This is a genomic window from Amycolatopsis thermalba, assembly GCF_023376025.1.
In the GTDB taxonomy this organism is placed as follows: domain Bacteria; phylum Actinomycetota; class Actinomycetes; order Mycobacteriales; family Pseudonocardiaceae; genus Amycolatopsis_E; species Amycolatopsis_E thermalba.
This window is the reverse complement of record NZ_CP091196.1, coordinates 499,881-520,836: the sequence shown is the minus strand read 5'-3', so window position 1 is coordinate 520,836 and position 20,956 is coordinate 499,881. Positions and strand designations below refer to the sequence as shown.

The window sequence follows — 20,956 nt, the reverse complement described above, 5'->3', positions numbered from 1 at the left end:
CGAACGGCTGTGACAGTACTGGCACAAAACCCGCATAGCTTGCGGTCATGGTCTCCGCTCCTCCGATGCCCCCTGCCCGGATCCGGGAATCCGACGCCGCACCGCGCGAGATGGCCGATCGCGGTAAGCGCTGGCAGGCGGTCGTGGCGGTCACCGGCGGGACTGCCCTGATCGCGGCGCAGGCGGCGCGGTACGGGAACTGGATCGTCGACGACGCGGCGATCACGTTCGGCTACGCCCGTGGCTTCGCCGAGGGGCTGGGACCGGTCGTGCAACCCGGCGCGGAAGCCGTGGAGGGGTACTCGAACCCCACGTGGACCGCCCTGCTGGCGCTCGGCAGGCTGATGGGGTTGTTCGACCGCGGCGCGATCCTCGGCATCCCGGACTACGTCCTGTTCCCGAAGGCGCTGGCGCTGCTGTGCTGCGCGGGCATCCTGATCGCGATCCACTCCGCGGCGACGGTGGTGACGCGCCGGCCGTGGGTGGTGACACTGCTCGCCGCGGTCGCGCTCGCGTCCGTGCCGTCGTTCGTGATCTGGTCGTTTTCGGGGCTGGAGAACTCGCTGTACGCGCTGACGGTCGTCGCGCTGGCCGTGATGGTCTTCCGCGCCGTCCTGCGTGGACGGTTGCGCACGCCGAAGCTCGCGGTGGCGGCCGGAGCGCTCGCGGCGGGGGCGGCCCTCACCCGGCCGGAGGGCGCGGTCTACGCGGCGGTCCTCCCGCTGGTGTTGCTGATCCACCTGCGCAGGCAGGTGCTGTGGACGAGCGTCCGCCAGGCCCTCCTCTCGGTCGCCGCCTTCGCCGTCCCGTACGGCGGATACCTCCTCTGGCGCTACCTCGAGTTCGGGCGGCTGGTGCCGAACACGGCCGTGGCGAAGAAGCAGGGCGTACCGGAGATCGGGCAGCTGACCCGCGACGGCGACCTGGTGCAGTACCTGGGGGCGCCGGCCGTGCTCGTGCTGGTCGTCCTGGTCGGGATCGCGCTGTCCCGCTCCTCGTCGTGGCGGGACGGGCTCGTCGCGTTGCTCGTGCCGCTCGGGCTCGCGTCGGTGGCGTACGCGGTGCTGGAGCCGGACTGGATGGGCCAGTTCCGGTTCGCCACCCCGGTCTGGGCTCTGCTGGCGCTGATCGGTTCGCTCGCGGTCGTCGAGGTCTTCCGGACGGCGCGAGCACGTGGCCGCACCCTGATCACGGTCGCGCTCGTCGCCACGCTGCTGCCGTCCGGTGTGACGCTCGCGCAGGCCGCCGAGCGGTTCAGCCGGACGCCGACGCTGCCGATGTGTTTCATCGCCGACCGCTTCGGGCGCATGTTCAACCAGTACGCGGACATCCTGGGCGTGCGCGAAGGTTCGGTGCTGGAGCCCGACCTCGGTGGCACGGCCATGACCAGCCGTCTGCACGTCGTCGACATGGCCGGCCTGGTCGACGCGAAGATCGCGGACTTCTACCGCGACTGGGACATGGCCGGGATGCGCGACCACGTGTTCGAGGAGGTGAAGCCGACGTTCGTGCACTTCCGGATGTACTGGGGCGGCTTGACCGGGCTCGCCGGCGACCCGCGCCTGGCCCGGGACTACGTCCCGCTCTACGAGTACCCCGCCCCCGCCGAGTACGGCGGCGACTTCGTGCGCCGGGAAGTGGCCGGTGACCCCGTCCTGCTCGCCGCGGCGCGGGAATACGCGGCGGAGACGGTTCCGGTGACGGAGAGCCGGGTCAACGCGTGGGGCCTGCGGCAGTGCGGCGACACACTGGCACCGGGGCAGACCACGCTCGGGATTCACTGACCCCGCGGCAGCGACACGGTGAAAACCGCACCGTCGCGTTCGGACACCGTGATGCGGCCGCCGTGGATGCGGGCGTTCTCCTGGGCGATCGCCAGTCCGAGCCCGCTCCCGGAGGTCGCCGTACGGGCCCGGTCGCCGCGGGCGAAGCGGTCGAAGACCAGCTCGCGCAACTCCACCGGAACGCCCGGGCCGGAGTCGGCGACCTCCACCGTGACCAGCCCGGGCCGCGTTCCGTCGATGGTGACGCGGACCGGTGGGTCGCCGTGGGTGAGCGCGTTGGTCAGGAGGTTCCGGGCGATGGTGTGCACCCGCCGCGGATCGGCGCGCACGATCACGTCGCCCACCGCGCGCAGGGTGGTCCCGTCACCACCGCCGACGAGGTCGATCGCCTCCGCCCACAGGTCGGCCAGGTCCACGGCGACGGCGTGGAAGTCGGCCACTCCCGCGTCGAACCGCGACATTTCGAGCAGGTCCTCGACCAGGCTCGCGAGCCGCCGCGACTGCACGGACAGCAGCCGGGCGGCGCGCTCGCGGGCGTCCGGGTTGTCGCTGTCCACCCCGTCGGCGGCGGCGACCACGGTCGCCACCGGGGTGCGCAGGTCGTGTGCGACGTCGGCGACGAACCGGCGCTGTTGTTCTTCCTTCGCCCGCAGCTCCACGATCGACCGCCCGACCTGCTCGGCCATCGCGTTGAACGACCCGGCCAGGTCCGCGAGCTCGTCACCGCCGCGCACGACCAGGCGCGTGTCCAGCTCGCCATCGCCCAGCCGGATCGCGGCGTTCGCGACCGCACGCACCGGCCGCTGGATCCGCCGGGCGGCCACCATGCCGCCCGCGATGCCGAGCGCCGTCACGAGCAACGCCATCCCGGCGAGGTTGCGCCGCAACTTGGACAGGTCCGCCCGCAGCGCGTCCAGCGTGTAGTACTCGACGAGCACCACGTCCATGATCGGCGAACCGGCCAGCACCAGGAACGGTGAGTTCTCGGGCTCGGTGCCCAGCGGTGCGTCGCCGGCGCGCGCCGCGGACAGCAGCCATCCCGGGATCGTCACCGGCGGCTCGGCACCGTGCACCAGCACCTGCTCGCGGGTGTAGTCGAACACGTTCCACGCGACGGCGTGTTCGCGGAGCATGTAGTCGATCACCCCCTCGGTGGGCAGGTTCCGAGCGACGAACCGCGCCTGGGCGAGGTCCGACTCGAAGTCCGCGCGCGACGCGGAGTGGAAGCGTTGCGTCATGTCGTTCGCCTGGAGGTGGTAGGCCGCCAGAGCCATCGCCACGGTCGCGGCCGTCGTGACCACCACGACCGCGGCCGCGATGCGTGCACGCAGACCGAAGTGCGGCCTCATGGTCGGGTCAGCCGGTAGCCGAGGCCGCGGACGGTCCGGATCAGCTCGGGATGTGCCGGATCCTTCTCGATCTTCGCCCGCAACCGGGCCACGGCGGCGTCGACCATGCGCGAGTCGCCCACGTAGCCGTAGTCCCAGACCCGTTTGAGCAGCATCTGCCTGCTCAGCACCTGCCCCGGGTGGTTCGCGAACTCGACCAGCAGTTTCAGCTCGGTGGCGGTGAGGTGGAGCTCAGCCCCGTCGGCGCGCACCGTCAGGCCGTCGGTGTCCACCTCGAGGTGACCGATCTGCAGTTTCGGGATGGACGGCGCGGCCCCGCGGCGCAGGATCGCCTTGATCCGGGCGTCGACGACGCGCGGCTCGACGGGTTTCACCACGTAGTCGTCGGCGCCGCCCTCCAGCCCGACGATGACGTCGACCGGGTCGCCGCGCGCGGTCAGCATGATGACCGGCACCTGGCTGCGGGCCCGGATGCGACGGCAGACCTCGAACCCGTCGACGTCCGGCAGCATGACGTCGAGCAGAACGAGGTCGACCGCGGCGCCGTCGAACAGCTCCGACAGTGCGCGCTCCCCGGAGTCCGCGACCACCACGTCGTGCCCGAGCCCGCTGAGCGCGAGCGAAAACGCCTCAGCCAGCGCCTCGTCGTCCTCCACCAACATCACCGACGCCACGAACACCCCCGACAACCGGCGTTCCGGCACGATACTCAGGCCCGGCGGTGCACGGCCCAGCCGGTGCCCGCGGCGCTCACCGCCAGCAGGAGCACCCCGCCGAGCAGGCCGAGCGCCACCGCGGAGCCCGGCCCGGAACCCAGCAACCCGCGCAGCATCGGGTTCACCACCGGCACCCAGCGGACCAGCAGCACGATCCCGAGCAGCGCGAGCGCGGCCAGCATGGTGTAGCCGATCCGCGGGAGCAGCAGGCGCGAGCACGGCAGTCCGACGGCGACGCCGGCCGCGGCGCAGGCCACGTGCGCGACCACGCCGTCGACCAGCACGCCCGCGGAGAACCCGGGGTGCACCAGCGCGGCCCAGACCAGCGGGATCACCATCAGGACGGCGGAGCACAGCGCGACCGCGCCGACGATCCCGGAGAGCACGGTGGACAGCCGGCCGGCGTGCACCTGGGTGATCAGCCGTTGCGTCGGGTCCTCGGCGTCGACCAGGGCGATCGTCAGCCAGCACGCGACCACGGTCAACGCGCCGGCGCTGACCGCGTACAGCGGGCGGGTCTCGGAACCGGCGTCGCTGAAGAGGACACCCAGCAGGATCAGGTACGCCAGCAGCGGCGGCAGCCAGCGCTGGGAGTGCGCGAGCAACGCGAGCTGGTAGCGGATCACCGGCGCACCGCCGGGGTGTCCACCCGCACCACCGACCAGCCGCCGCTCAGCGCGTTCAGCAGCAGCTCGTCCGTGTTCTCGGCCGCGACGGTCAGTTCGACGTGGTCGCCGTCGCGGCGGGTGGCGAGCACACCGGGCAGGTCGGCCGCACCGGATCCGCGCAGCACCACGCGGGCGGCCCGGTCCACCACCCGCAGCACCCCGCCGGTGAGGCGGAAGACCTCGGTGGCGTGGGCGTGGGCGCGCTCGTCGCGGTGCTCGGTGAACACCACGCTCGCCCCGCGGGCGCTGGTCTCGGCGATGATCTCGCCGAGCACCTCGTGCGCGTCCGGATCCAGCCCCGACCACGGCTCGTCCAGCACCAGCAGGTCCGGTTCGGTGAGCAGCGCCTGGGCCAGGCCGACCTTCTGCGCGTTGCCCTTCGACAGGTGCCGCAGCGGCGTGTTCGGGCCGCCGGCCAGCGCCAGCCGGTCCAGCAGCGCCCGCGGGTCCGCTTCGGACGCTCCGGAGATCCGGCCGAGGTGGCGCAGGTAGGCCACGGCGCTCATCCGGGTGGACGCCGGGAACCGGTCGGGCACGTACCCGACGCGCGGACGGCCGGTGACCGTGCCCGACGAGGGCCGGGACAGCCCGGCGAGGATCCGCAGCAGCGTGGACTTGCCGGAGCCGTTGGTGCCGACCACGCCGACCACGCTGCCCGGCCGCACCTCGAGGTCCACCCCGGTCAGCACCGGGGCGTCACCGTAGCGCTTGCCGACCCCCAGCAGCCGGATCACGCAGCGGCGGCCTTCTGCAACGCCGCGACCTCACGCTCCAGGGCGTCCACCACCGCCGGCTGGACCGGGTGACCGGCCGTGGCCATCCAGTTCGCCAGCATCCGGTGCCCGCCCTGCGTCAGCACCGACTCGGGGTGGAACTGCACACCCTCCACCGGCAGCTCGCGGTGCCGCATGCCCATCACCACACCGGACTCGGTGCGCGCGGTGACCTCGAACTCGGCCGGGATGGTCTCCGGCAGCACGGTCAGCGAGTGGTAGCGGGTCGCGGTGAACGGGTCGGGCAGGCCGGCGAGCACGCCACCGCCCTCGTGGTGCACCTGGCTGGTCTTGCCGTGCAGCAGCTCGGGCGCGCGGTCGACGGTCGCGTTCCACGCCACACCGATGGCCTGGTGGCCGAGGCACACGCCGAGCATCGGGGTGTGAGTGCCGGCACACTTGCGCACCACGTCGACGCTCTGGCCGGCGCGCTCCGGCGTGCCCGGCCCCGGCGAGACGAGCACCCCGTCGAACTCGGGCACGCGGTCGAGGTCGACGACGTCGTTGCGCCAGACAGTGCATTCGTTGCCGAGCTGGGCCAGGTACTGGACCAGGTTGTAGACGAAGCTGTCGTAGTTGTCGACGACGAGAACGCGCATGGGCTCAAGACTACCGGCGTCCACATGCTGGACCGCAATTCACATCACAGTGAAAGTAAGGGTCACCTATCTTTACCGTGGCAAGGGTGAGCCGTAGTCCTCTTCGCGTCGCCATCGTGGGCGCCGGCCCCGCCGGCATCTACGCCGCCGACATCCTCGACAAGTCCGACACCGACGTCAGCATCGACATCTTCGAACGCATGCCGGCGCCGTTCGGGCTGATCCGGTACGGCGTCGCGCCCGACCACCCGCGCATCAAGGGCATCGTGACCGCCCTGCACAAGGTGCTCGACCGGCCCGGCATCCGGCTGCTCGGCAACGTCGGCTACGGCACCGACATCAAGCTGGACGACCTGCGCGAGTTCTACGACGCGGTCATCTTCGCCACCGGCGCGATGAGCGACCGCGCGCTGGACATCCCGGGCATCGACCTGCCCGGCAGCTACGGCGCCGCCGACTTCGTGTCCTGGTACGACGGCCACCCGGACGTTCCGCGCACCTGGCCGCTGGAGGCGACCAGCGTCGCCGTCCTCGGTGTCGGCAACGTGGCGCTCGACGTGGCCCGCGTGCTCGCCAAGACCGCGGACGAGCTGCTGTCCACCGACATCCCGCCGAACGTGTACGAGGGCCTGAAGTCCAGCAAGGTCACCGACGTGCACGTGTTCGGCCGCCGCGGGCCCGCCCAGGCCAAGTTCACCCCGCTCGAACTGCGCGAGCTGGACCACTCGCCGAACGTCGAGGTCATCGTCTACCCCGAGGACATCGAGTTCGACGACGGTTCGATCGCCGCGATCCGGTCCTCCAAGCAGGTCGACATGGTGGTCAAGACGCTGCAGGAGTGGGCGATCCGCGACCAGGGTGACCGGCCCAAGCGCCTGCACCTGCACTTCTTCCACTCGCCGACGGAGATCCTCGGCGACGAGCGGGTCACCGGCCTGCGCACCGAGCGCACCGAGCTGACCGGCGACGGCAACGTCCGCGGCACCGGCGAGTTCCACGACTGGGACGTCCAGGCCGTGTACCGCGCGGTCGGCTACCTGTCCTCCGAGCTGCCGGAGGTCCCGTTCGACCACGACAGCGGCACCGTCCCGAACGAGGCCGGTCGCGTGCTGGACATCGACGGCGACCACGTGCCCGGCGTGTACGTGACGGGCTGGATCAAGCGCGGCCCGGTCGGCCTGATCGGCCACACCAAGGGCGACGCGGCCGAGACGATCCGCAACCTGCTCGCCGACGCGGACTCCCTGACCGCGCCGAAGCAGTCCGACCCGGACGCGATCACGTCGTTCCTGGCCGACCGCGGCGTCCCGTTCACCACCTGGGAGGGCTGGGGCAAGCTCGACGCGCACGAACGCGCCCTGGGCGAGCCGCAGGGCCGGGAACGCGTGAAGGTCGTCGAGCGCGAGGAGATGATCCGCGTCTCGCGCGGCTAGCACCTCCGGAGGTCGATGACGACCTTGCCGCGCACGTGCCGACCTGCCTGGAGTTCGGCCGCCCGGCGGATCTGGTCCACCGGGAAGCTCGCTGCGATGGGCACCCGGAGCCGGCCCGCGGCGACCAGGCGGGCGATCTCGTCCAGGGCGCCGGGAGCGGCGTTCGCGCCGTTGGCCGCCGCGACGCCGTCGGCTTTCGTGGCGATGGTGCAGATGCGGCTGTCCGGAACGCCGAGTTCCCTCGCCGCGTGCAGTGTCTCCGTCCCGTGCAGGTCGATGGCGGCGGTGACACCGCTGGGAACGAGGGCTCGGACGCGGTCGGCCAGGCCGTCGCCGTAGGCGACCGGCTCGGCTCCGAGACCGCGCAGGTACTCGGCCGATGCCGCTGATCCGGTGCCGATCACGCGCGCTCCGGCGATCCGGGCCAGCTGGACGGCGAAGACCCCGACCCCGCCACCCGCGCCGCCGATCAGCACGGTGTCGTCCGGGCCGGGAGCCACCGCGGCGAGGGCGGCGGATGCCGTGCGGCCGGCGATCGTGAGGGTGGCGGCGGTGCGGTCGTCGACGCCGTCGGGGGTGTGGTGGACCTCGTTCGCGGCGACGGCCCCGGCCGCGTCGACCACCACGAAGTCGGCGACCGCGCGGGACAACGCGCCCCCGAACACCCGGTCACCTGGCGCGAAGCCGGTCACCCCGGCGCCGACCTGGTCGACCACTCCCGCGTAGTCGGTACCGAACCCGGCCGGGAGGCTCAACCCGAACCGGGCGGCGGTGTCCGCGTCGGCGGTCATGATCCAGTCCATCGGGTTGAGGCCGGCCGCGGTGACCCGCACACGGACCTGCCCCCGGCCGGCCCGCGGAGCGGGAATCGCACGGATCGTCAGGACTTCGGGCCCCCCGAACGAATCCAGCTGGACCGCCCTGCTCCTGCCCGTCGCCGGTTGATCGCTCTGTTGCTGCATGTACGCCGGGCTCCTTCGGACGCAGCGAAACGGACTATGCTCCGTTTACCTGACCAACCCTAACACAAGCGGAGCGTGATCCGTTTTGCCTGAGACGGAGGGGCGCGCGCCACGGGCGGACGCGACCCGCAACCGCGACCAGCTGCTCGCGGTGGCGACCCGCATGTTCGCGTCGGCCGACGCCGAGCCGTCGATGCGCGCGATCGCCCGCGAGGCGGGCGTCGGCATCGCGACGCTCTACCGGCACTTCCCGACCCGGGAGTCGCTGGTCGACGCGGTCTACCGGGACCAGGTGGCGCGGCTGACGACCGGCGCCCGTGAACTGCTCGACCGGCTGCCCCCGGCCGCGGCGATGCGGCGCTGGATGGACTTGTTCGGGGCCTGGATCGCGACCAAGAACGGCATGCTCGACACGCTGCTCGCGATGATCGAGTCGGGCGAGATAGCCCATGCCCAGACCCGGACCGAGCTACTGGCGGCCATCACCACCGTGCTCGACGCCGGCCGCGTGGCAGGCGACCTACGCAACGATGTCACCGCCGACGACATCGCCGCCTCTCTCATCGGCATCTTCACGGTGGCCCCCCGGCCCGCGCACGAAGCCAAGGCCGGCCGCCTGCTGAACCTCCTGATGGACGGCCTCCGGCCGCCGCCCGGCTGACCGGCCCGGGCCCGGAGCTAGTTCACCGAGACCTGGTTGAACGGGAGCATCGGCTCCAGCCAGGGGAACACGACGAACAGCAGCAACGCGATCACGCCGAGCACCAGCACCAGCGCGGTCACCGCCTTGACCCCGGCCGGGCCGGGCAGCCTGCGCCAGATCCAGCCGTACATCACACGCCTCCGATCGCCTGCAGCAGCTGCTCGTAGGTGGCACCCGGGGTCTTCGGGTACTGGTTGGTCAGCACGGCGTGCACGATCAGCCGCTGCTTGTCGGAGAACCGCGGGTGGCACGTGGTCAGCGTGAGCAGGGAGACCTGCTGGGCCGTCGGCAGCACGTCGGCCGTCCGGTGCGGCACCGGCGCGACCACCTCGCCCTGGTCCGGTGTCACGATCTCCCGGCCGAAGGTCTTGCCGTACGGGCCGCCGTCCGGCGCGTCGGTGCGCAGGGTGCCCACGTTCGCGCACTGCGGGCGGGCGGCCTTGTCGGCGTTCCAGTTCGCGAGTTCGTCCTGGTGAGGCAGCACGCGGTAGACGAAGAAGTCGCTCTGCGTCTCGATCACGATCGCGTCGCACGAGGCGAGCAGGTCGAGGTCGTTGAACGGCGCCCCCTTGCCGACGCGGTGCCCGGCGACGGCGAAGTTGCCCGGCTCGCCCGGCAGCGCGGTGCCCTTGTAGTGCCCCGGCCCGACCTCCAGCGCCTTCGCGTCCGTGCCCTCCTGGATCGTGAAGTGGTAGTCCGCGCCGAAGCTCGGGATGTACATCTTCGCGAACGCCTCGCCGTCGATCAGGTCGGCGTGCAGCGTGCGGCCCTGCGCCCAGTCCTGGTCCAGCGCGACGGTGGCGCTGGCCTGCTTGCGCGCGGAGAACAAATCGGTGACGTACAGCTCGTAGACGACGAACAGGAGCACGACGAGCCCGGCGGTGATCAGCAGTTCGCCGACGGTCCGCACGGCCCTGGCGAAACCGCCACCGGACTTCTTCGGTGGCGGGGCGTCGAGGACTGCCACGCGCGCTCCTCTCTCGGGGACGCTTACGTTAACGTGTGACGGTAGAGGTGGATGCGCACCACCTGGTCAGAGACGAACACGCGAGGTTCCGATGCCCAAGTCGAAGGTCCGCAAGAAGACGGCGTACACGCCGCCGGCCGATCGGCGCACGCCGGTCAAGGTGCGCGCCGCGGGGCCGTCCAGCCTGCTCTACAAGATCGTGATGTTCGGGCTGATGATCCTCGGGCTCGTCTGGCTGGTCGTGAACTACATCGCGGGCGACAAGATCCCGTTCATGGCGGACCTCGGCAACGGCAACTTCGCGGTCGGCTTCGCGCTGATGATCGTCGGTCTGCTCATGACGATGCGCTGGCGCTGAGCGGAAGATCACAACGATTGCCCCGAACAGCCGCTTGACCCGTAATTACAGCACTGTGACTCATCCCCAGTGTGGATAACCACTGTGGATAACTCGTCTCCGCATTGGGCTCCGCGACCGGTTCTGGTCGGAACCGGTTGTGTCGCCGCCGTTTTCGCCGCGGCCGCCGCGATCCTGGCGAGCGACCGGATGGGCACGGTCCTCTTCGCCGTCGCGGCGGTCGCGCTGACCGCGTTGTCGCTGCACGGTTTGCTCGTGCGGCCGCGCCTGACCGCGGATCCGCGCGGGCTGCGAATCCGCACCACGACCGGGAAACACGACCTGCACTGGCCCGAGGTGACCGCTCGCGTGCGCACCACCCGCCGCCTCGGCCGCGACTCGGCGACGCTGGAAATCGAGGCGGGCGACCAGCTGTACGTCTTCGGCTGGCTCGAACTCGGCGCCGATCCGCGGGACGTGCTCGACACGCTGACCGCGCTGAAGCCCTAACCGGACGGCTCGGCGCAGAACAACCGGTCGCCGCGGTACCAGCAGACCAGGTCCGCCAGCTGCGCGTCGCGCACGAACACCAGCACCAGCAACGCGATCAGCAGCACCGCCACCGCGCCGCCCTGCCAGTACTGGCGACCCTTCGCCGGCGCGTACACCATCGCCGCGGTGGCGACCGCGCCGACGACCAGGCCGCCGAGGTGGCCGAGCAGCGAGATGTTCGGCAGCGACACGGTGATGATCAGGTTCAGCACGATCGTGCCGATCGCGTACGCCGGGTTCAGCCGCAACCGGATCACCGCGACGAGCATCGCGCCCAGCAGCCCGTAGATCGCCCCGGAAGCACCCGCGGTGCCGCGGTCCACACCGTCGAACAGGTACACCGCGACCGCGCCGCCCAGCAGCGACACCACGTACAGCGCGATGAAGCGCACGCGGCCCAGCAGTGTCTCCATGTCCCGCCCGAGGATCCACAGCGCGAGCATGTTGACCGCGAGGTGGATCGGCCCGTAGTGCAGGAAACCGGACGTGACCAGCCGCCACCACTCGTCCGCCCCGGCGATCACACGCGGCCACAACACGCCGTCACCGAACAGCGACGACGTGTCGTTGCGGGTCAGGCTGCCCGACTGCGCCACCGTGACCACGTACGCGAGCACGTTGACCACGATGAGGACCGGCGTGACCACCGGCCGGTGCGAGACCTGCGCCCCGGCGACCGTGCGCGGCGTGTACCGCTGGATGTTCTGCTCGCGACGCCCGGTCTGCACGCAGTCGATGCACTGGTAGCCGACCGAGGCCTCACGCAGGCACTCCGGGCACGCCGGACGGCCGCACCGGACACAACTGAGCCCGGTGGGTCGCGACGGGTGCCACCAGCAACCGGGCAGGGCCGACTGCTGGGGCGGCTGCGAGGCAGGCGGGTGAGGAGGCACGTTCACGATGCCTCCAACCTACCCCGGCTCAGCCTTCGCGCTCGATGTCGATCTTCTCGATGACGACGTCCTGCAGGGGCTTGTCCGCGGGCCCGGTCGCGGTGTTCGCGATCGAGTCCACGACGTCGCGCGACTGCTGGTCGGCCACCTCGCCGAAGATCGTGTGCTTGAAGTTCAGGTGCGGCGTCTTGGCGACGGTGATGAAGAACTGCGAGCCGTTGGTGCCCGGTCCCGCGTTCGCCATCGCCAGCAGGTACGGCCGGTCGAACTGCAGTTCGGGGTGGAACTCGTCGCCGAACTGGTAGCCCGGGCCGCCGCGGCCGGTGCCGGTCGGGTCGCCGCCCTGGATCATGAAGCCCGAGATGACGCGGTGGAAGATCGCGCCGTCGTAGAACGGGCCGGAGTTCTCACCCTTGGCGTTCGGGCGCTGGTACTCCTTCGTGCCCTCCGCGAGGCCGACGAAGTTGGCCACCGTCTTGGGGGCGTGATCAGGGAAAAGGTTGATCCGGATGTCCCCGGCGTTGGTGTGCAGGACGGCGGTCGCCTTCGCACCAACGAGGGATTCACTGCTCTGGGTCACCGCTTCATCGTGCCATCCGCAGCGAGATCGGCCGGAAACGGGCAGGATGGTTACGGGGATGGAACGTGAGACGAAACGATTGACGAGGTGAAAGGCCATGACCCGAGCTGCGGACTCGGTGGGTGAGTCGGTCAAGGCCGGCTTGCTCGGCCTGAGCAAGCGGGCCGTCGAGGTCGGCAAGGCAGGCGCCGAGGTGACCGCTCAGGCCGCGCAGGCGGCCGAGAAACGGCTTTCCGAGAGCACCGAGGAGGCGCGCAAGGAAGCCGCCAAGCGGGGCCGCAAGGCCCGCAAGGACCTGGCGAAGGCGAGCAAGCAGGCACGCAAGGAGGCCGCGGAGCGGCTCGCCGAGCTGCGCAAGCCGGGCCGCAAGGCCCGCAAGGCCGCCGTCCAGGCCGCCAAGGCCGCCGGTGAGTCGAAGCGGAAGGCCAAGAAGGACTTCAAGCAGGCCAAGAAGGACTTCCGGGCCGCGCTGGAGGAGGCGAAGCTCGCCGCCAAGGGCACGAAGAAGAGCCGCAAGTGGCCGCTCTTCCTGGTGCTGGGCGTCCTGGCCGCCGCGGGTGCGGCGGTCGCGCTGCGCGGCAAGCAGGAGCCGCCGGTGGCCACCGAGCCGCCGCGGGCCGCGCCGAAGCCGGCCACTCCGGAGTCGACGGCGAACGGCCAGCACGCGCCGAGCCCGTCGCCGGCGGAGAAGCAGAACTAAACACGTTCCACCGGAGGTGCCGCTCGACCGCGAGGCCGAGCGGCACTTCCGCCTGCGCTGACCCGGTCACGCCAGACCCCGCACAGGCGAACGGCCGTTTTCCCAACGGCTACCGTTGGGAAAACGGCCGTTCTGCGCGTCTGCCTCAGGCGGCGGCCGCGTGCTTGTCGATCAGCTTGCCCAGGCGGGGCAGCGCCTCTTCGACGTTCTTCTTGCCGTTCGGGCGCAGCTTCTCGTAGACCTTCTTGATGCTGTCGCGGCTGCTCTTGGCGGCGCGCGCGTCGGTCACGCTCAGCAGCGCGTCGGCGGCCTCCGAGCCACGACCCGCAAGGTACGAGCCGAAGTCAGTGCTGTTGGTGCCGCCCTGGCCCTTGAAGTCGGCGTAGAACGGCTCGAGCGCGGCGGCGAAGTCGTCGAGCAGGCTGTCGACGGCGGAGCCGATGATGCCCGGCTTGATCTTCTTGACCGCGGCGAAGCCGGTCTTGATGACGGCACCGGACACGCCGCCCTTGTCCGAGACCTCTTCGTCGACCAGCGTCTCCAGGTCGGTCACAACGGCCGGACGCCTGCTGGAGTCGAGCAGGATTTCCTTGAGGGTGTCAGCCACGAATGTCTGTCCTTCTTCACATCGAGGTACACGGGGGCTCTCGCAGCCCGTGGCACGCCGGCCGCAGGTCTCGACCGGTCACGTGCTGGTCCTCCCCGGCTGCGAGGTGCGATCAGGGTAATACAAGATCAACTTGACACTGCACCCCGCCGGTCTTAAAGGCGCGAGATCGCCTGCCGGGCAACGGTTCTCGCCTTCACCGTCTGTTGCTGGTTCGTGGTCACGATGACCGCTGTACCGTCCCTGGCCACGGCATATACCGCGCCGTCCGGTTTCGACGCGTAACCACCCTGCCACCCTGGCGGCTCAGCCGCGGGGTTGCTCGTGGCCACCGGAGCCGCCTGGTCGACGAGCGCGTTCGCCACCGCCGGATCCCCGGTGTAGACGCGCACGGTCAGCTGGAGCTTGCCGGACAGGGCGTAGAAGAAGCACGTGGGATGCGGCTGGTCGGCGGAGATCTCGACCTTCGACACCCGCTGCCCGTTCGAGTCCGCGACGAACGAGTTCTCCAGGTACGGGCAGGGTGCGGCGCGGGCCGGCGTCGGCTCCGGCGGCAGCTGCACGGCCGTGGTGGCCGGCGCACTCGGGGACGGCGGCGCCTCGGGGGCCGGCTGGGCGGAGCAACCGGCCAGCGCGGCGGCCGCGAGCAGGGCGGGCAGGACTCGTCGCATAACCCGATCAGTGAACCACCCGACCTCCGCCGGGTTGTGGCGGGCGCGCCGCTACAGCAGGGTAGAAGAAGCTACTCTACGTGTTCGTGCGGAGGCGAAATGTATTCACGGCGGGCCGCGGGCGGCGTGCTGGCCCTGGTGACCGGAGCCGCCCTGCTGGCCGGGACCACACCGGCGCGAGCGGCCGCGGCGGACTTCCCGGCCGGGGACGAGGGCTACCACACCTACGCCGAGGTCACGACGGAACTGCAGAAGGCGGCCGCGAACCACCCGGACATCGCGGTGCTGTCCAGCGTGGGCAAGTCCTACGAGGGCCGCGAGCTGAACCTGGTGAAGATCAGCGACAACGCCGCCGCCGACGAGGGTGAGCCCGAGGTGCTGTTCACCTGCAACCAGCACGCGCGCGAGCACCTGACCACCGAGATGTGCCTGCACATCGTGCAGCGCTTCACCGGCGGCTACGCGACCGATCCGAACATCCGGTCGCTGGTCGACGGCCACGTGATCTGGGTGATCCCGAACGTCAACCCGGACGGCTCGGAGTACGACATCTCGGACACCGACTACAAGTACTGGCGCAAGAACCGCAGGCCCGTGGACGGCGGCAAGATCGGCACCGACCTCAACCGCAACTGGGGCTACAAGTGGGGCTGCTGCGACGGCTCCAGCACGCGGCCCGCCTCGGACACCTACCGCGGCCCGTCGGCCTTCTCCGAGCCGGAGACGCAGGCCGTGTCGCGGTTCGTCGACTCGCGCGCGGCAGGCGGGCAGCAGCGGATCAAGGCGCACATCGACTTCCACACCTACTCCGAGCTGGTGCTGTGGCCGTTCGGGCACACCGAGGACGACACCGGCGAGGGCATGACGGCCGAGGAGAACGCGCGGTTCCGCGACGTCGGGCAGCGCATGGCGGCGACCAACCGGTACACCGCCCAGCAGTCCAGCGACCTCTACATCACCGACGGGGACGTCAACGACTGGATGTGGGGCACGCACAAGATCCTCAGCTTCACCTTCGAGATGTACCCGACCAGCGCGTTGCCCGGCTTCTACCCGCCGGACGAGGACATCGTGCGGGAGACGACGCGCAACGACGCGGCGGTGGACATCCTGATCAGCGAGGCGCGCTAGACAATCGATCCAAGTTCTGTACATCATGCCCAGGTGAGTGATGCCGACGCGGTGCTCGCCGCGCTCCGACCCGTGCTCGACGGCCTCGCCGCCACCTTCGGCGGGAACTGCGAGGTCGTCCTGCACGACTACCGCCGGCCGGAGGGTTCGGTCGTCGCGGTCGCCGGCGACGTCACCGGCCGGGCGCCCGGCGGCTCGATGAGCGAGCTGGGGCTGAGCCTGCTCAAGCAGGGCCGGGACGCGCGCGACCAGATCAACTACCTGACGCGGACACCGGCCGGGCGCGTGATCAAGGCGTCCACGATGCTGCTGCGCGACCGCGACGGGGAGGTGTTCGGGGCGCTGTGCGTGAACCTCGACGTGACCGATCTGCGGCACGCGGCCGTGCTGCTCGGCGAGCTGGCGGCGGTGACCGCCCTGCCCGACGCGACCACCACGTTCACCAACGACGTGGGCCAGCTGATCCGCGCGGTGGTGGCCGAGGAGGAGCTGAAGCTCGGGCGGCCGGTGAGCCGGATGACGCGCGCCGAGCGGCTGGACCTGTTTCGTGCGCTGGACGAGCGCGGGCTGTTCGCGCTGCAGAAGGCCGTGCCGGAGGTGGCCGCCGCGCTGGGGATCTCCCGGGCGTCGGCCTACAACCACCTGGCCGAGATCAGGTCTTAGGCGGCAGGCCGAAGACGTTCCACGGCGGGCGCGGGGTGTCCAGTGCCTCGGCGTCGGTGATCGGCGTGGCGGTGCCGCGGAACCGGTCGAGGTCCGCACCGCTGGTGACGCGGGCGGGGAACGCCGCGGACGCCGCGCGGCGGCTGATCGCGTCGACGGGCAGTTCCGCGCGCGAGGCGACCAGCACGAGGTTGCCGAACCGGCGGCCGCGCAGGACCCCGGAGTCGGCGAGCATGACGACGTGCGGGAAGACGGCGCCGATCGTGGCGACGACCCGGCGGGCGAACTCGAGTCCCGGCCCGTCGGCGACGTTGATCAGGTAGGTGCCCGCTGGCCGGAGCACCCGGGCGACGTCGGTGGTGAACTCCAGGGTCGCCACGTCGCCCGGCATCTTCGCGCGCTGGAAGACATCCGCGACGACGAGATCGGCCGAGGCGTCCCGTCGCGTGGCAACGCCTTCGCGGCCGTCGGAGATGCGCACCCGCAGGTTGGGCACGGCGCGCAGGTCGAGCTGCTCACGGACGAGGTCGATGAGCGGTTCGTCCGCGTCGAAGACGAGCTGCCTGCTTCCCGGGCGCGTGGCCGCGATGTAGCGCGGAATGGTGCAGCCGGCGCCGCCGAGGTGGAGTGCGTCGAACGGCCCGTCGGCGAGGCAGTCGATGACGTCCCCGATGCGCCGCACGTACTCGAACTCCAGGTGCGTCGGATCATCGAGGTCCACATAGGACTGGGCAACCTCGTCGACGGTCAGGAGCCAACCATTGGGCCGATCGACGTCGGCGAGCAGTTCAGCGAGCCCGAAGCGGACGGGGTAGCGGCCGGGAACCGGACGGGCGGGACCACGCCGCCGGTTCGTGCCTCTGCCTGCCATCGCCGCAACTCTACGTGAGCTCCAAACACCGGCGGCAACGGTCACCGCGGCGGGTTCGCCGGAGACGTCACGGCGACTGTGTGGAGCTGAGGGGAATCGAACCCCTGACCTCTGCCTTGCAAAAGCAGCGCTCTACCAATTGAGCTACAGCCCCGGACGCGGGCCCCCAAGCCCGCGGGAAGTTCAGTTGTTCGTGCCCGCCTCGGCGGTCTTCGCCGGGGCGCTGCCGTTCGTCGAGACCGCGGCCAGCGGGCGCTCGGTCGGGGCGGTGGCCTCGCGCCACAGGTCGGCCTCAGCCTTCGCGTCCTTGTTGCGCTTGATCACGAACAGCACCCCGCCCGCGACGACTGCGAGCGCCAGCAGCTTCTTCACGTTCCGGCCCCTCTTCGACGGTCCAGCTGACCACACGATGCTACTGCACCCGCCAGGGGGAGGTTCGCGCGGTGCGCACGGGCCCGGCCCGGGTGATTAGCGCCCGTGCCGCCCGGGTAGCCGACTCGTGACGGAGACGAAGGAGGGGCAGGAAATGACCGACAAGGAAGACCGCCAGGAAGGCATCAAGGGCGCGGTCGAGGGCCTGAAGGGCAAGGTCAAGGAGACGGCCGGCACGTTCCTCGGCAACGACTCCGCCCAGCGGGAAGGCCGCGCGCAGCAGGAGAAGGCCGACGCGCAGCAGCGTGTCAGCGAGAAGGAAGCCGAAGCCGACCGGGCGCGGGAGGAAGCGGCACTCGGTGAGGCGCGGCAGCGCAGGGAACAGTAACCCCACCCCAGACACGGCCAGGTCAGACGCGGCAGAGCTCCCCGTCTGTCCTGGCCGTTCCACGTGGAACCAAGCTTGACCTTGCCCCTGGGGCAAGCCGCACAGTCGCTTCCGCCGGGCAGAATGCCTGGTACGAGGAGGTCGACATGGGGCTGCTCACGATCGGGGCGTTCGCCCGCGCGGCGGGACTGTCCCCGAAGGCGCTGCGTCTCTACGACGAACTGGGCCTGCTCCGGCCCGCATCGGTCGATCCGGTGTCCGGCTACCGGCGCTACGCACCGGACCAGCTGGAGCGGGCCCGGCTGATCGGCTGGCTGCGCCGGACCGGAATGCCGTTGGCACGGATTTCCCGGGCACTGGCGGGACCCGATCCAGCCGCGGAGGTCCTCGCCTACTGGCGCGAAGTCGAAGCCGACGTCGCGGCGCGCGGGCGGCTCGTCGCCTTCCTCGTCGCGCAACTGTCCGGAAAGGACACTGCGATGACGGGACTCGTCCACGCCGTGCGGGTCTGGTGCGCGAAACGAAGCAGGACGCGGCCTACGCCGGTCCGCACCTGCTCGCCGTCGCCGACGGGTTCGGCCCCGGCGGGCACCAGGCGAGCGTCGCCGCGATCGAGACGGTCAAACCGCTGGACGCGCTGGCCACCGGCGATCCGCTGGACGCACTCGGGGACGCCTTCCGCGTGGCCGGCGCCGCGGTCCGGCACCTCGAGGACGCCGGCACCACCCTGACCGCGCTGCTCTGGTCCGGTTCGCGGCTCGGCGTCCTGCACGTCGGCGACTCGCGGGCGCACCTGCTGCGCGAGGGCGAGCTGTTCCAGCTGACGCAGGACCACGTCCACGGCACCGCGGTTCCGGCGACCCTGGTCCGGGCTCTGCACCGGCACCCCGCGGAGCCGGACCTGCTGCTCGCCGGGGGTGGTGGCGGCGCGCAGTTCGGTGCTCAGGGCGTCGGCGGGCCTCAGCACGCTGGTCGACCTCGCCAACCGGCGCGGCGGTCCGGACAACATCGCCTGCGTGGTCGCCGACGTCGCGGCCTAGACGCCCCGGACGGCCTGCACGTCGAGGCGGAGTTCGATCGTCGAGCCGACCACGACCAGGCCCTTCGCGAGCGTCTGCTGCCAGTTGATCGTGAAGTCCTCGCGGTGCAGCTCGGCCTTGGCGATCGCGCCGAGCCGGTCGCCGTTCCACGAGCGCAGGCCCAGGTAGCTGGCGTCCAGGCGGACGCCCCGGCTCGCGCCGCGCAGGTTGAGCGTGCCGTCGATGTGCCAGCGGTCGCCGGCCACGCGCTGCGCCCGGTCGCTGAAGAAGTGGATCTTCGGGAAGCGGTCCACGTCGAGGAAGTCGGGCGAGCGCAGGTGCTCGTCCCGCTTCTCGGCGGCCGTGTCGATGCTCGCCGCGTCGATGACGACCTCGATCGAGGAGTTCTCGATCCGCTCGCCGACGTTGATGCTGCCGTGGAAGCGCGTGAAGCGGCCGTGGACGCGGGACAGGCCGATGTGCCGCGCGACGAACCGGATCGACGTGTGGTCCGGGTCGATCACCCACCGGCCCGGACCCGGCAAGCGGACGCTCGCGTCCGGGCGCAGCTCCACCTCACCGAGCGCGGTGTGGTCGCCGCTGGCGACGTCGACGGTGTGGGTGACCTCGCGGTATCCGCCCGCGCTGATCGTGACCTGGTAGGTCCCGGTGGCCGCGGTGACCACCGCCAGCCCGTAGTCGTCGGACACGGCGCGGAACACCCGTGGGCCGCGCTTGTGGCGGAGGGTCATCTCGGCACCGGCCAGCGGGTTGCCCAGCTCGTCGCGCAACCGGACGCTCACCAGACCGGCCCCGGCCGCGAACGTGACCGGCTCCCCCTGCCGGCCGTCACGGCGACGCAGGCGCCTGAACATCGGAAACGCTCCCATCGGTCGGTGGTCCGTGGGGGACCCTAACCAGGGGATTCGTGTTTCGTGACCCGGTCGTTACCAGAGTCACCGCACGAACGTGTCCGAATCACCCTTCGCGGTGGTGCCGTGCCAGTCCAGGCAGATCACGCAGGCGTCGTCCTTCGGGCGCCCGCCGGCGGCGTCGACGACGGCCGAGGTCAGCGTCTGCACCACCGCCCGCGGATGCCGCCCGGCGGTCTCGAGCGCCAGACGGCGCAGGTCCACCGACGCCGCCTCCCGTTCCAACATCCCGTCGGTCAGGAGGAACAGCCGGTCGCCCGGCCGCAGGTCCACGCTCTGGACCTCGCGTGGTTTCTCCTGCAGTCCCGTGCCGAACGGGGTGTCGCGGTGCAACGGCAGCTCCCGCACGGTGCCGTCGCGCAGGAGCAGCGGCAGCGGGTGTCCCGCGTTGACCACGTCGGCGCGCCCGTCGGCCAGTTCGATGCGGAACAGCTGCCCGGTCGCGTACGGCGTCTTCGCGTGCTCCCGCACGGCCTGGTCCGCCGCGGCGGCCTGGTCGGCGAGGGACTGGTTCGCCCGGCGGGCGCCGCGCAGGGCGCCCAGCAGCAGGGTGGCCACCAGACCGGACTGGACGTCGTGGCCGACCGCGTCGGTGATGGACAGGTTCAGGGTGTCGTGGCCGAGGGCGTAGTCGTAGGTGTCGCCGCCCACGTTGTCGGCGGGCACCAGCGCGCAGGCGACCGTGAACTGGTCGGCCTCGCAGCAGGCGGCGGTGGGCAGCAGCTGGTGCTGGATCTCGGCCGCGAGGCTGACCTGTGTGGTGCGCTCGCCCCACTGGTAGAGGTCGGTGAAGCGGCGGTCGGTGACGATCAGGTAGGCGAGCGCGAGCGCCACCTCGCGGATCTGCTCCAGCGCGGAGTCGTCGAGGTCCGGAAGGGTCATCTCGAGGAGGCCGACGGGATCGCCGCGGTTGGTGACGGGCACGACGACGTGCCACTGGTCGCGGTGCTCGCGGTGCGGCTCCTGGCTGGACAGGACGCGTTCGTAGACGCTGCCCGCCAGGTCGAGGCGCTCGGCGTCCTCGCCTCGCAGCGACTTCCCGTGCGTGGTGAACCGGACCAGTTCGCGGCCCAGGAGGTCGACCAGCAGGAACGAGACGTCGGACGCGGCGAACCGCTCTTCCAGGTACCCGGCGACCACGTCGACCGACTTCACCGGCGACGCCCGCTCGGCGGCGGTGAGCACCGCAGCGAGACCGGACGGTTCATCGGACATCCCGGTCGCCCCCTCAGACACCGCCGATGCGGCCCTGCGCCGCCGGCACCACTCTTGCCGATCGTAATGGC

General features: G+C 71.1%; 25 protein-coding genes, 1 tRNA gene and 2 pseudogenes. 11 read left to right on the top strand and 17 right to left on the bottom strand.

Annotation, left to right across the window (positions count from 1 at the left end):
* Positions 1 to 47 precede the first annotated feature (47 nt).
* Positions 48 to 1,784, top strand: coding sequence for a hypothetical protein (locus tag L1857_RS02635; RefSeq protein ID WP_233157036.1), 1,737 nt, complete (start codon positions 48 to 50; stop codon positions 1,782 to 1,784).
* On the opposite strand, the gene L1857_RS02630 is transcribed toward L1857_RS02635, so the two are convergent.
* Genes L1857_RS02630 through L1857_RS02610 form a run of 5 tightly spaced genes read right to left on the bottom strand, consistent with a single transcriptional unit; the run spans position 1,778 to position 5,889 of the window.
* Positions 1,778 to 3,133: a sensor histidine kinase gene (locus tag L1857_RS02630; RefSeq protein WP_094003377.1), complete on the bottom strand. Its 1,356-nt coding sequence runs from the start codon at positions 3,131 to 3,133 to the stop codon at positions 1,778 to 1,780. The two genes, L1857_RS02635 and L1857_RS02630, sit on opposite strands and share 7 nt — an antisense overlap.
* Positions 3,130 to 3,795, bottom strand: coding sequence for a response regulator transcription factor (locus tag L1857_RS02625; protein WP_249467349.1), 666 nt, complete (start codon positions 3,793 to 3,795; stop codon positions 3,130 to 3,132). The genes L1857_RS02630 and L1857_RS02625 overlap by 4 nt, the downstream gene beginning before the upstream one ends.
* 47 nt (positions 3,796 to 3,842) lie before the next feature.
* Positions 3,843 to 4,475: a hypothetical protein gene (locus tag L1857_RS02620; RefSeq protein WP_116110431.1), complete on the bottom strand. Its 633-nt coding sequence runs from the start codon at positions 4,473 to 4,475 to the stop codon at positions 3,843 to 3,845.
* The gene (locus L1857_RS02615) at positions 4,472 to 5,251 is read right to left on the bottom strand and encodes an ABC transporter ATP-binding protein (RefSeq protein WP_249464356.1); all 780 of its coding nucleotides are present in this window, start codon (positions 5,249 to 5,251) and stop codon (positions 4,472 to 4,474) included. The genes L1857_RS02620 and L1857_RS02615 overlap by 4 nt, the downstream gene beginning before the upstream one ends.
* Positions 5,248 to 5,889: an aminodeoxychorismate/anthranilate synthase component II gene (locus tag L1857_RS02610; RefSeq protein ID WP_116110429.1), complete on the bottom strand. Its 642-nt coding sequence runs from the start codon at positions 5,887 to 5,889 to the stop codon at positions 5,248 to 5,250. Before L1857_RS02610 ends, L1857_RS02615 begins: the two co-directional genes overlap by 4 nt.
* Positions 5,890 to 6,005: 116 nt before the next feature.
* Here L1857_RS02610 and L1857_RS02605 point away from each other — a divergent pair, with 116 nt between their 5' ends.
* On the top strand, positions 6,006 to 7,322 hold the full coding sequence (locus tag L1857_RS02605) for a ferredoxin--NADP reductase domain-containing protein (protein ID WP_249467346.1): 1,317 nt from the start codon (positions 6,006 to 6,008) through the stop codon (positions 7,320 to 7,322).
* On the opposite strand, the gene L1857_RS02600 is transcribed toward L1857_RS02605, so the two are convergent.
* Entirely contained in the window at positions 7,319 to 8,284 is a 966-nt protein-coding gene (locus L1857_RS02600) for an NADP-dependent oxidoreductase (RefSeq protein ID WP_116110427.1), read from the bottom strand. The two genes, L1857_RS02605 and L1857_RS02600, sit on opposite strands and share 4 nt — an antisense overlap.
* Before the next feature lie 85 nt (positions 8,285 to 8,369).
* On the opposite strand from L1857_RS02600, the gene L1857_RS02595 reads away from it, so the two are divergent.
* Complete coding sequence (locus L1857_RS02595) at positions 8,370 to 8,945, top strand: TetR/AcrR family transcriptional regulator (protein WP_094003366.1); 576 nt, start codon at positions 8,370 to 8,372, stop codon at positions 8,943 to 8,945.
* Between the two features lie 17 nt (positions 8,946 to 8,962).
* Here L1857_RS02595 and L1857_RS02590 read toward each other — a convergent pair whose 3' ends face one another.
* Together L1857_RS02590 and L1857_RS02585 are read right to left on the bottom strand one after the other, a co-directional pair.
* A complete protein-coding gene (locus L1857_RS02590) occupies positions 8,963 to 9,118 on the bottom strand; it encodes a hypothetical protein (RefSeq protein ID WP_191247053.1) in 156 nt (51 codons plus the stop codon).
* Positions 9,118 to 9,954, bottom strand: coding sequence for a class E sortase (locus L1857_RS02585; RefSeq protein WP_094003364.1), 837 nt, complete (start codon positions 9,952 to 9,954; stop codon positions 9,118 to 9,120). Before L1857_RS02585 ends, L1857_RS02590 begins: the two co-directional genes overlap by 1 nt.
* Before the next feature lie 91 nt (positions 9,955 to 10,045).
* Between L1857_RS02585 and crgA the strand changes: the two genes are divergently transcribed.
* Together crgA and L1857_RS02575 are read left to right on the top strand one after the other, a co-directional pair.
* Positions 10,046 to 10,312 (top strand): cell division protein CrgA, encoded by a 267-nt coding sequence (crgA, locus tag L1857_RS02580; protein WP_094003363.1) that lies wholly within the window; start codon positions 10,046 to 10,048, stop codon positions 10,310 to 10,312.
* Between the two features lie 189 nt (positions 10,313 to 10,501).
* The gene (locus L1857_RS02575) at positions 10,502 to 10,801 is read left to right on the top strand and encodes a PH domain-containing protein (protein WP_094003362.1); all 300 of its coding nucleotides are present in this window, start codon (positions 10,502 to 10,504) and stop codon (positions 10,799 to 10,801) included.
* Here L1857_RS02575 and L1857_RS02570 read toward each other — a convergent pair.
* Together L1857_RS02570 and L1857_RS02565 are read right to left on the bottom strand one after the other, a co-directional pair.
* Positions 10,798 to 11,742, bottom strand: coding sequence for a rhomboid family intramembrane serine protease (locus L1857_RS02570; RefSeq protein ID WP_198958109.1), 945 nt, complete (start codon positions 11,740 to 11,742; stop codon positions 10,798 to 10,800). The two genes, L1857_RS02575 and L1857_RS02570, sit on opposite strands and share 4 nt — an antisense overlap.
* A 22-nt stretch (positions 11,743 to 11,764) precedes the next feature.
* Positions 11,765 to 12,316, bottom strand: a complete 552-nt coding sequence (locus tag L1857_RS02565) for a peptidylprolyl isomerase (protein ID WP_094003360.1) — start codon at positions 12,314 to 12,316, stop codon at positions 11,765 to 11,767.
* 97 nt (positions 12,317 to 12,413) lie between these two features.
* On the opposite strand from L1857_RS02565, the gene L1857_RS02560 reads away from it, so the two are divergent.
* The gene (locus tag L1857_RS02560; protein WP_233157031.1) at positions 12,414 to 13,016 is read left to right on the top strand and encodes a hypothetical protein; all 603 of its coding nucleotides are present in this window, start codon (positions 12,414 to 12,416) and stop codon (positions 13,014 to 13,016) included.
* Positions 13,017 to 13,161: 145 nt separating this feature from the next.
* On the opposite strand, the gene L1857_RS02555 is transcribed toward L1857_RS02560, so the two are convergent.
* Together L1857_RS02555 and L1857_RS02550 are read right to left on the bottom strand one after the other, a co-directional pair.
* Positions 13,162 to 13,623 (bottom strand): DUF6918 family protein, encoded by a 462-nt coding sequence (locus tag L1857_RS02555; protein ID WP_116110426.1) that lies wholly within the window; start codon positions 13,621 to 13,623, stop codon positions 13,162 to 13,164.
* Positions 13,624 to 13,778: 155 nt separating this feature from the next.
* On the bottom strand, positions 13,779 to 14,294 hold the full coding sequence (locus L1857_RS02550; protein ID WP_116110425.1) for a DUF2020 domain-containing protein: 516 nt from the start codon (positions 14,292 to 14,294) through the stop codon (positions 13,779 to 13,781).
* Between L1857_RS02550 and L1857_RS02545 the strand changes: the two genes are divergently transcribed.
* Together L1857_RS02545 and L1857_RS02540 are read left to right on the top strand one after the other, a co-directional pair.
* Positions 14,181 to 15,425: a M14 family metallopeptidase gene (locus tag L1857_RS02545; protein ID WP_369806738.1), complete on the top strand. Its 1,245-nt coding sequence runs from the start codon at positions 14,181 to 14,183 to the stop codon at positions 15,423 to 15,425. The two genes, L1857_RS02550 and L1857_RS02545, sit on opposite strands and share 114 nt — an antisense overlap.
* 33 nt (positions 15,426 to 15,458) lie before the next feature.
* A complete protein-coding gene (locus L1857_RS02540; RefSeq protein ID WP_094003356.1) occupies positions 15,459 to 16,088 on the top strand; it encodes a helix-turn-helix transcriptional regulator in 630 nt (209 codons plus the stop codon).
* On the opposite strand, the gene L1857_RS02535 is transcribed toward L1857_RS02540, so the two are convergent.
* From L1857_RS02535 to L1857_RS02525, 3 genes are all read right to left on the bottom strand, one after another.
* Entirely contained in the window at positions 16,078 to 16,959 is an 882-nt protein-coding gene (locus tag L1857_RS02535) for a spermidine synthase (protein WP_116110424.1), read from the bottom strand. The two genes, L1857_RS02540 and L1857_RS02535, sit on opposite strands and share 11 nt — an antisense overlap.
* An 81-nt stretch (positions 16,960 to 17,040) precedes the next feature.
* Positions 17,041 to 17,113 (bottom strand) — tRNA-Ala (locus tag L1857_RS02530).
* Positions 17,114 to 17,142: 29 nt separating this feature from the next.
* The gene (locus tag L1857_RS02525; protein WP_094003354.1) at positions 17,143 to 17,331 is read right to left on the bottom strand and encodes a DLW-39 family protein; all 189 of its coding nucleotides are present in this window, start codon (positions 17,329 to 17,331) and stop codon (positions 17,143 to 17,145) included.
* A 154-nt stretch (positions 17,332 to 17,485) separates the two neighbouring features.
* On the opposite strand from L1857_RS02525, the gene mbp1 reads away from it, so the two are divergent.
* From mbp1 to L1857_RS02510, 3 genes and pseudogenes are all read left to right on the top strand, one after another.
* Entirely contained in the window at positions 17,486 to 17,719 is a 234-nt protein-coding gene (mbp1, locus tag L1857_RS02520; protein WP_094003353.1) for a microaggregate-binding protein 1, read from the top strand.
* Between the two features lie 146 nt (positions 17,720 to 17,865).
* A pseudogene (locus L1857_RS02515) lies at positions 17,866 to 18,069 on the top strand (MerR family transcriptional regulator); the annotation flags it as partial.
* 161 nt (positions 18,070 to 18,230) lie between these two features.
* Positions 18,231 to 18,494: pseudogene (locus L1857_RS02510) on the top strand (hypothetical protein); the annotation flags it as partial.
* Between the two features lie 261 nt (positions 18,495 to 18,755).
* On the opposite strand, the gene L1857_RS02505 reads toward L1857_RS02510, so the two are convergent.
* Together L1857_RS02505 and L1857_RS02500 are read right to left on the bottom strand one after the other, a co-directional pair.
* On the bottom strand, positions 18,756 to 19,613 hold the full coding sequence (locus tag L1857_RS02505; protein ID WP_116110423.1) for a YceI family protein: 858 nt from the start codon (positions 19,611 to 19,613) through the stop codon (positions 18,756 to 18,758).
* 81 nt (positions 19,614 to 19,694) lie between these two features.
* On the bottom strand, positions 19,695 to 20,885 hold the full coding sequence (locus L1857_RS02500) for a PP2C family protein-serine/threonine phosphatase (protein ID WP_094003351.1): 1,191 nt from the start codon (positions 20,883 to 20,885) through the stop codon (positions 19,695 to 19,697).
* Positions 20,886 to 20,956 lie beyond the last annotated feature (71 nt).

What these genes read in the sequence shown, in the direction of transcription:
- L1857_RS02590 (WP_191247053.1), bottom strand. Translation starts at nt 9,118, where the DNA reads ATGTACGGCTGGATCTGGCGCAGGCTGCCCGGCCCGGCCGGGGTCAAG.
- L1857_RS02505 (WP_116110423.1), bottom strand. Translation starts at nt 19,613, where the DNA reads ATGTTCAGGCGCCTGCGTCGCCGTGACGGCCGGCAGGGGGAGCCGGTC.
- L1857_RS02500 (WP_094003351.1), bottom strand. Translation starts at nt 20,885, where the DNA reads ATGTCCGATGAACCGTCCGGTCTCGCTGCGGTGCTCACCGCCGCCGAG.
- L1857_RS02635 (WP_233157036.1), top strand. Translation starts at nt 48, where the DNA reads ATGGTCTCCGCTCCTCCGATGCCCCCTGCCCGGATCCGGGAATCCGAC.
- L1857_RS02625 (WP_249467349.1), bottom strand. Translation starts at nt 3,795, where the DNA reads ATGTTGGTGGAGGACGACGAGGCGCTGGCTGAGGCGTTTTCGCTCGCG.
- L1857_RS02560 (WP_233157031.1), top strand. Translation starts at nt 12,414, where the DNA reads ATGACCCGAGCTGCGGACTCGGTGGGTGAGTCGGTCAAGGCCGGCTTG.
- L1857_RS02630 (WP_094003377.1), bottom strand. Translation starts at nt 3,133, where the DNA reads ATGAGGCCGCACTTCGGTCTGCGTGCACGCATCGCGGCCGCGGTCGTG.
- L1857_RS02610 (WP_116110429.1), bottom strand. Translation starts at nt 5,889, where the DNA reads ATGCGCGTTCTCGTCGTCGACAACTACGACAGCTTCGTCTACAACCTG.
- L1857_RS02550 (WP_116110425.1), bottom strand. Translation starts at nt 14,294, where the DNA reads ATGCGACGAGTCCTGCCCGCCCTGCTCGCGGCCGCCGCGCTGGCCGGT.
- L1857_RS02535 (WP_116110424.1), bottom strand. Translation starts at nt 16,959, where the DNA reads ATGGCAGGCAGAGGCACGAACCGGCGGCGTGGTCCCGCCCGTCCGGTT.
- L1857_RS02575 (WP_094003362.1), top strand. Translation starts at nt 10,502, where the DNA reads ATGGGCACGGTCCTCTTCGCCGTCGCGGCGGTCGCGCTGACCGCGTTG.
- crgA (WP_094003363.1), top strand. Translation starts at nt 10,046, where the DNA reads ATGCCCAAGTCGAAGGTCCGCAAGAAGACGGCGTACACGCCGCCGGCC.
- L1857_RS02600 (WP_116110427.1), bottom strand. Translation starts at nt 8,284, where the DNA reads ATGCAGCAACAGAGCGATCAACCGGCGACGGGCAGGAGCAGGGCGGTC.
- mbp1 (WP_094003353.1), top strand. Translation starts at nt 17,486, where the DNA reads ATGACCGACAAGGAAGACCGCCAGGAAGGCATCAAGGGCGCGGTCGAG.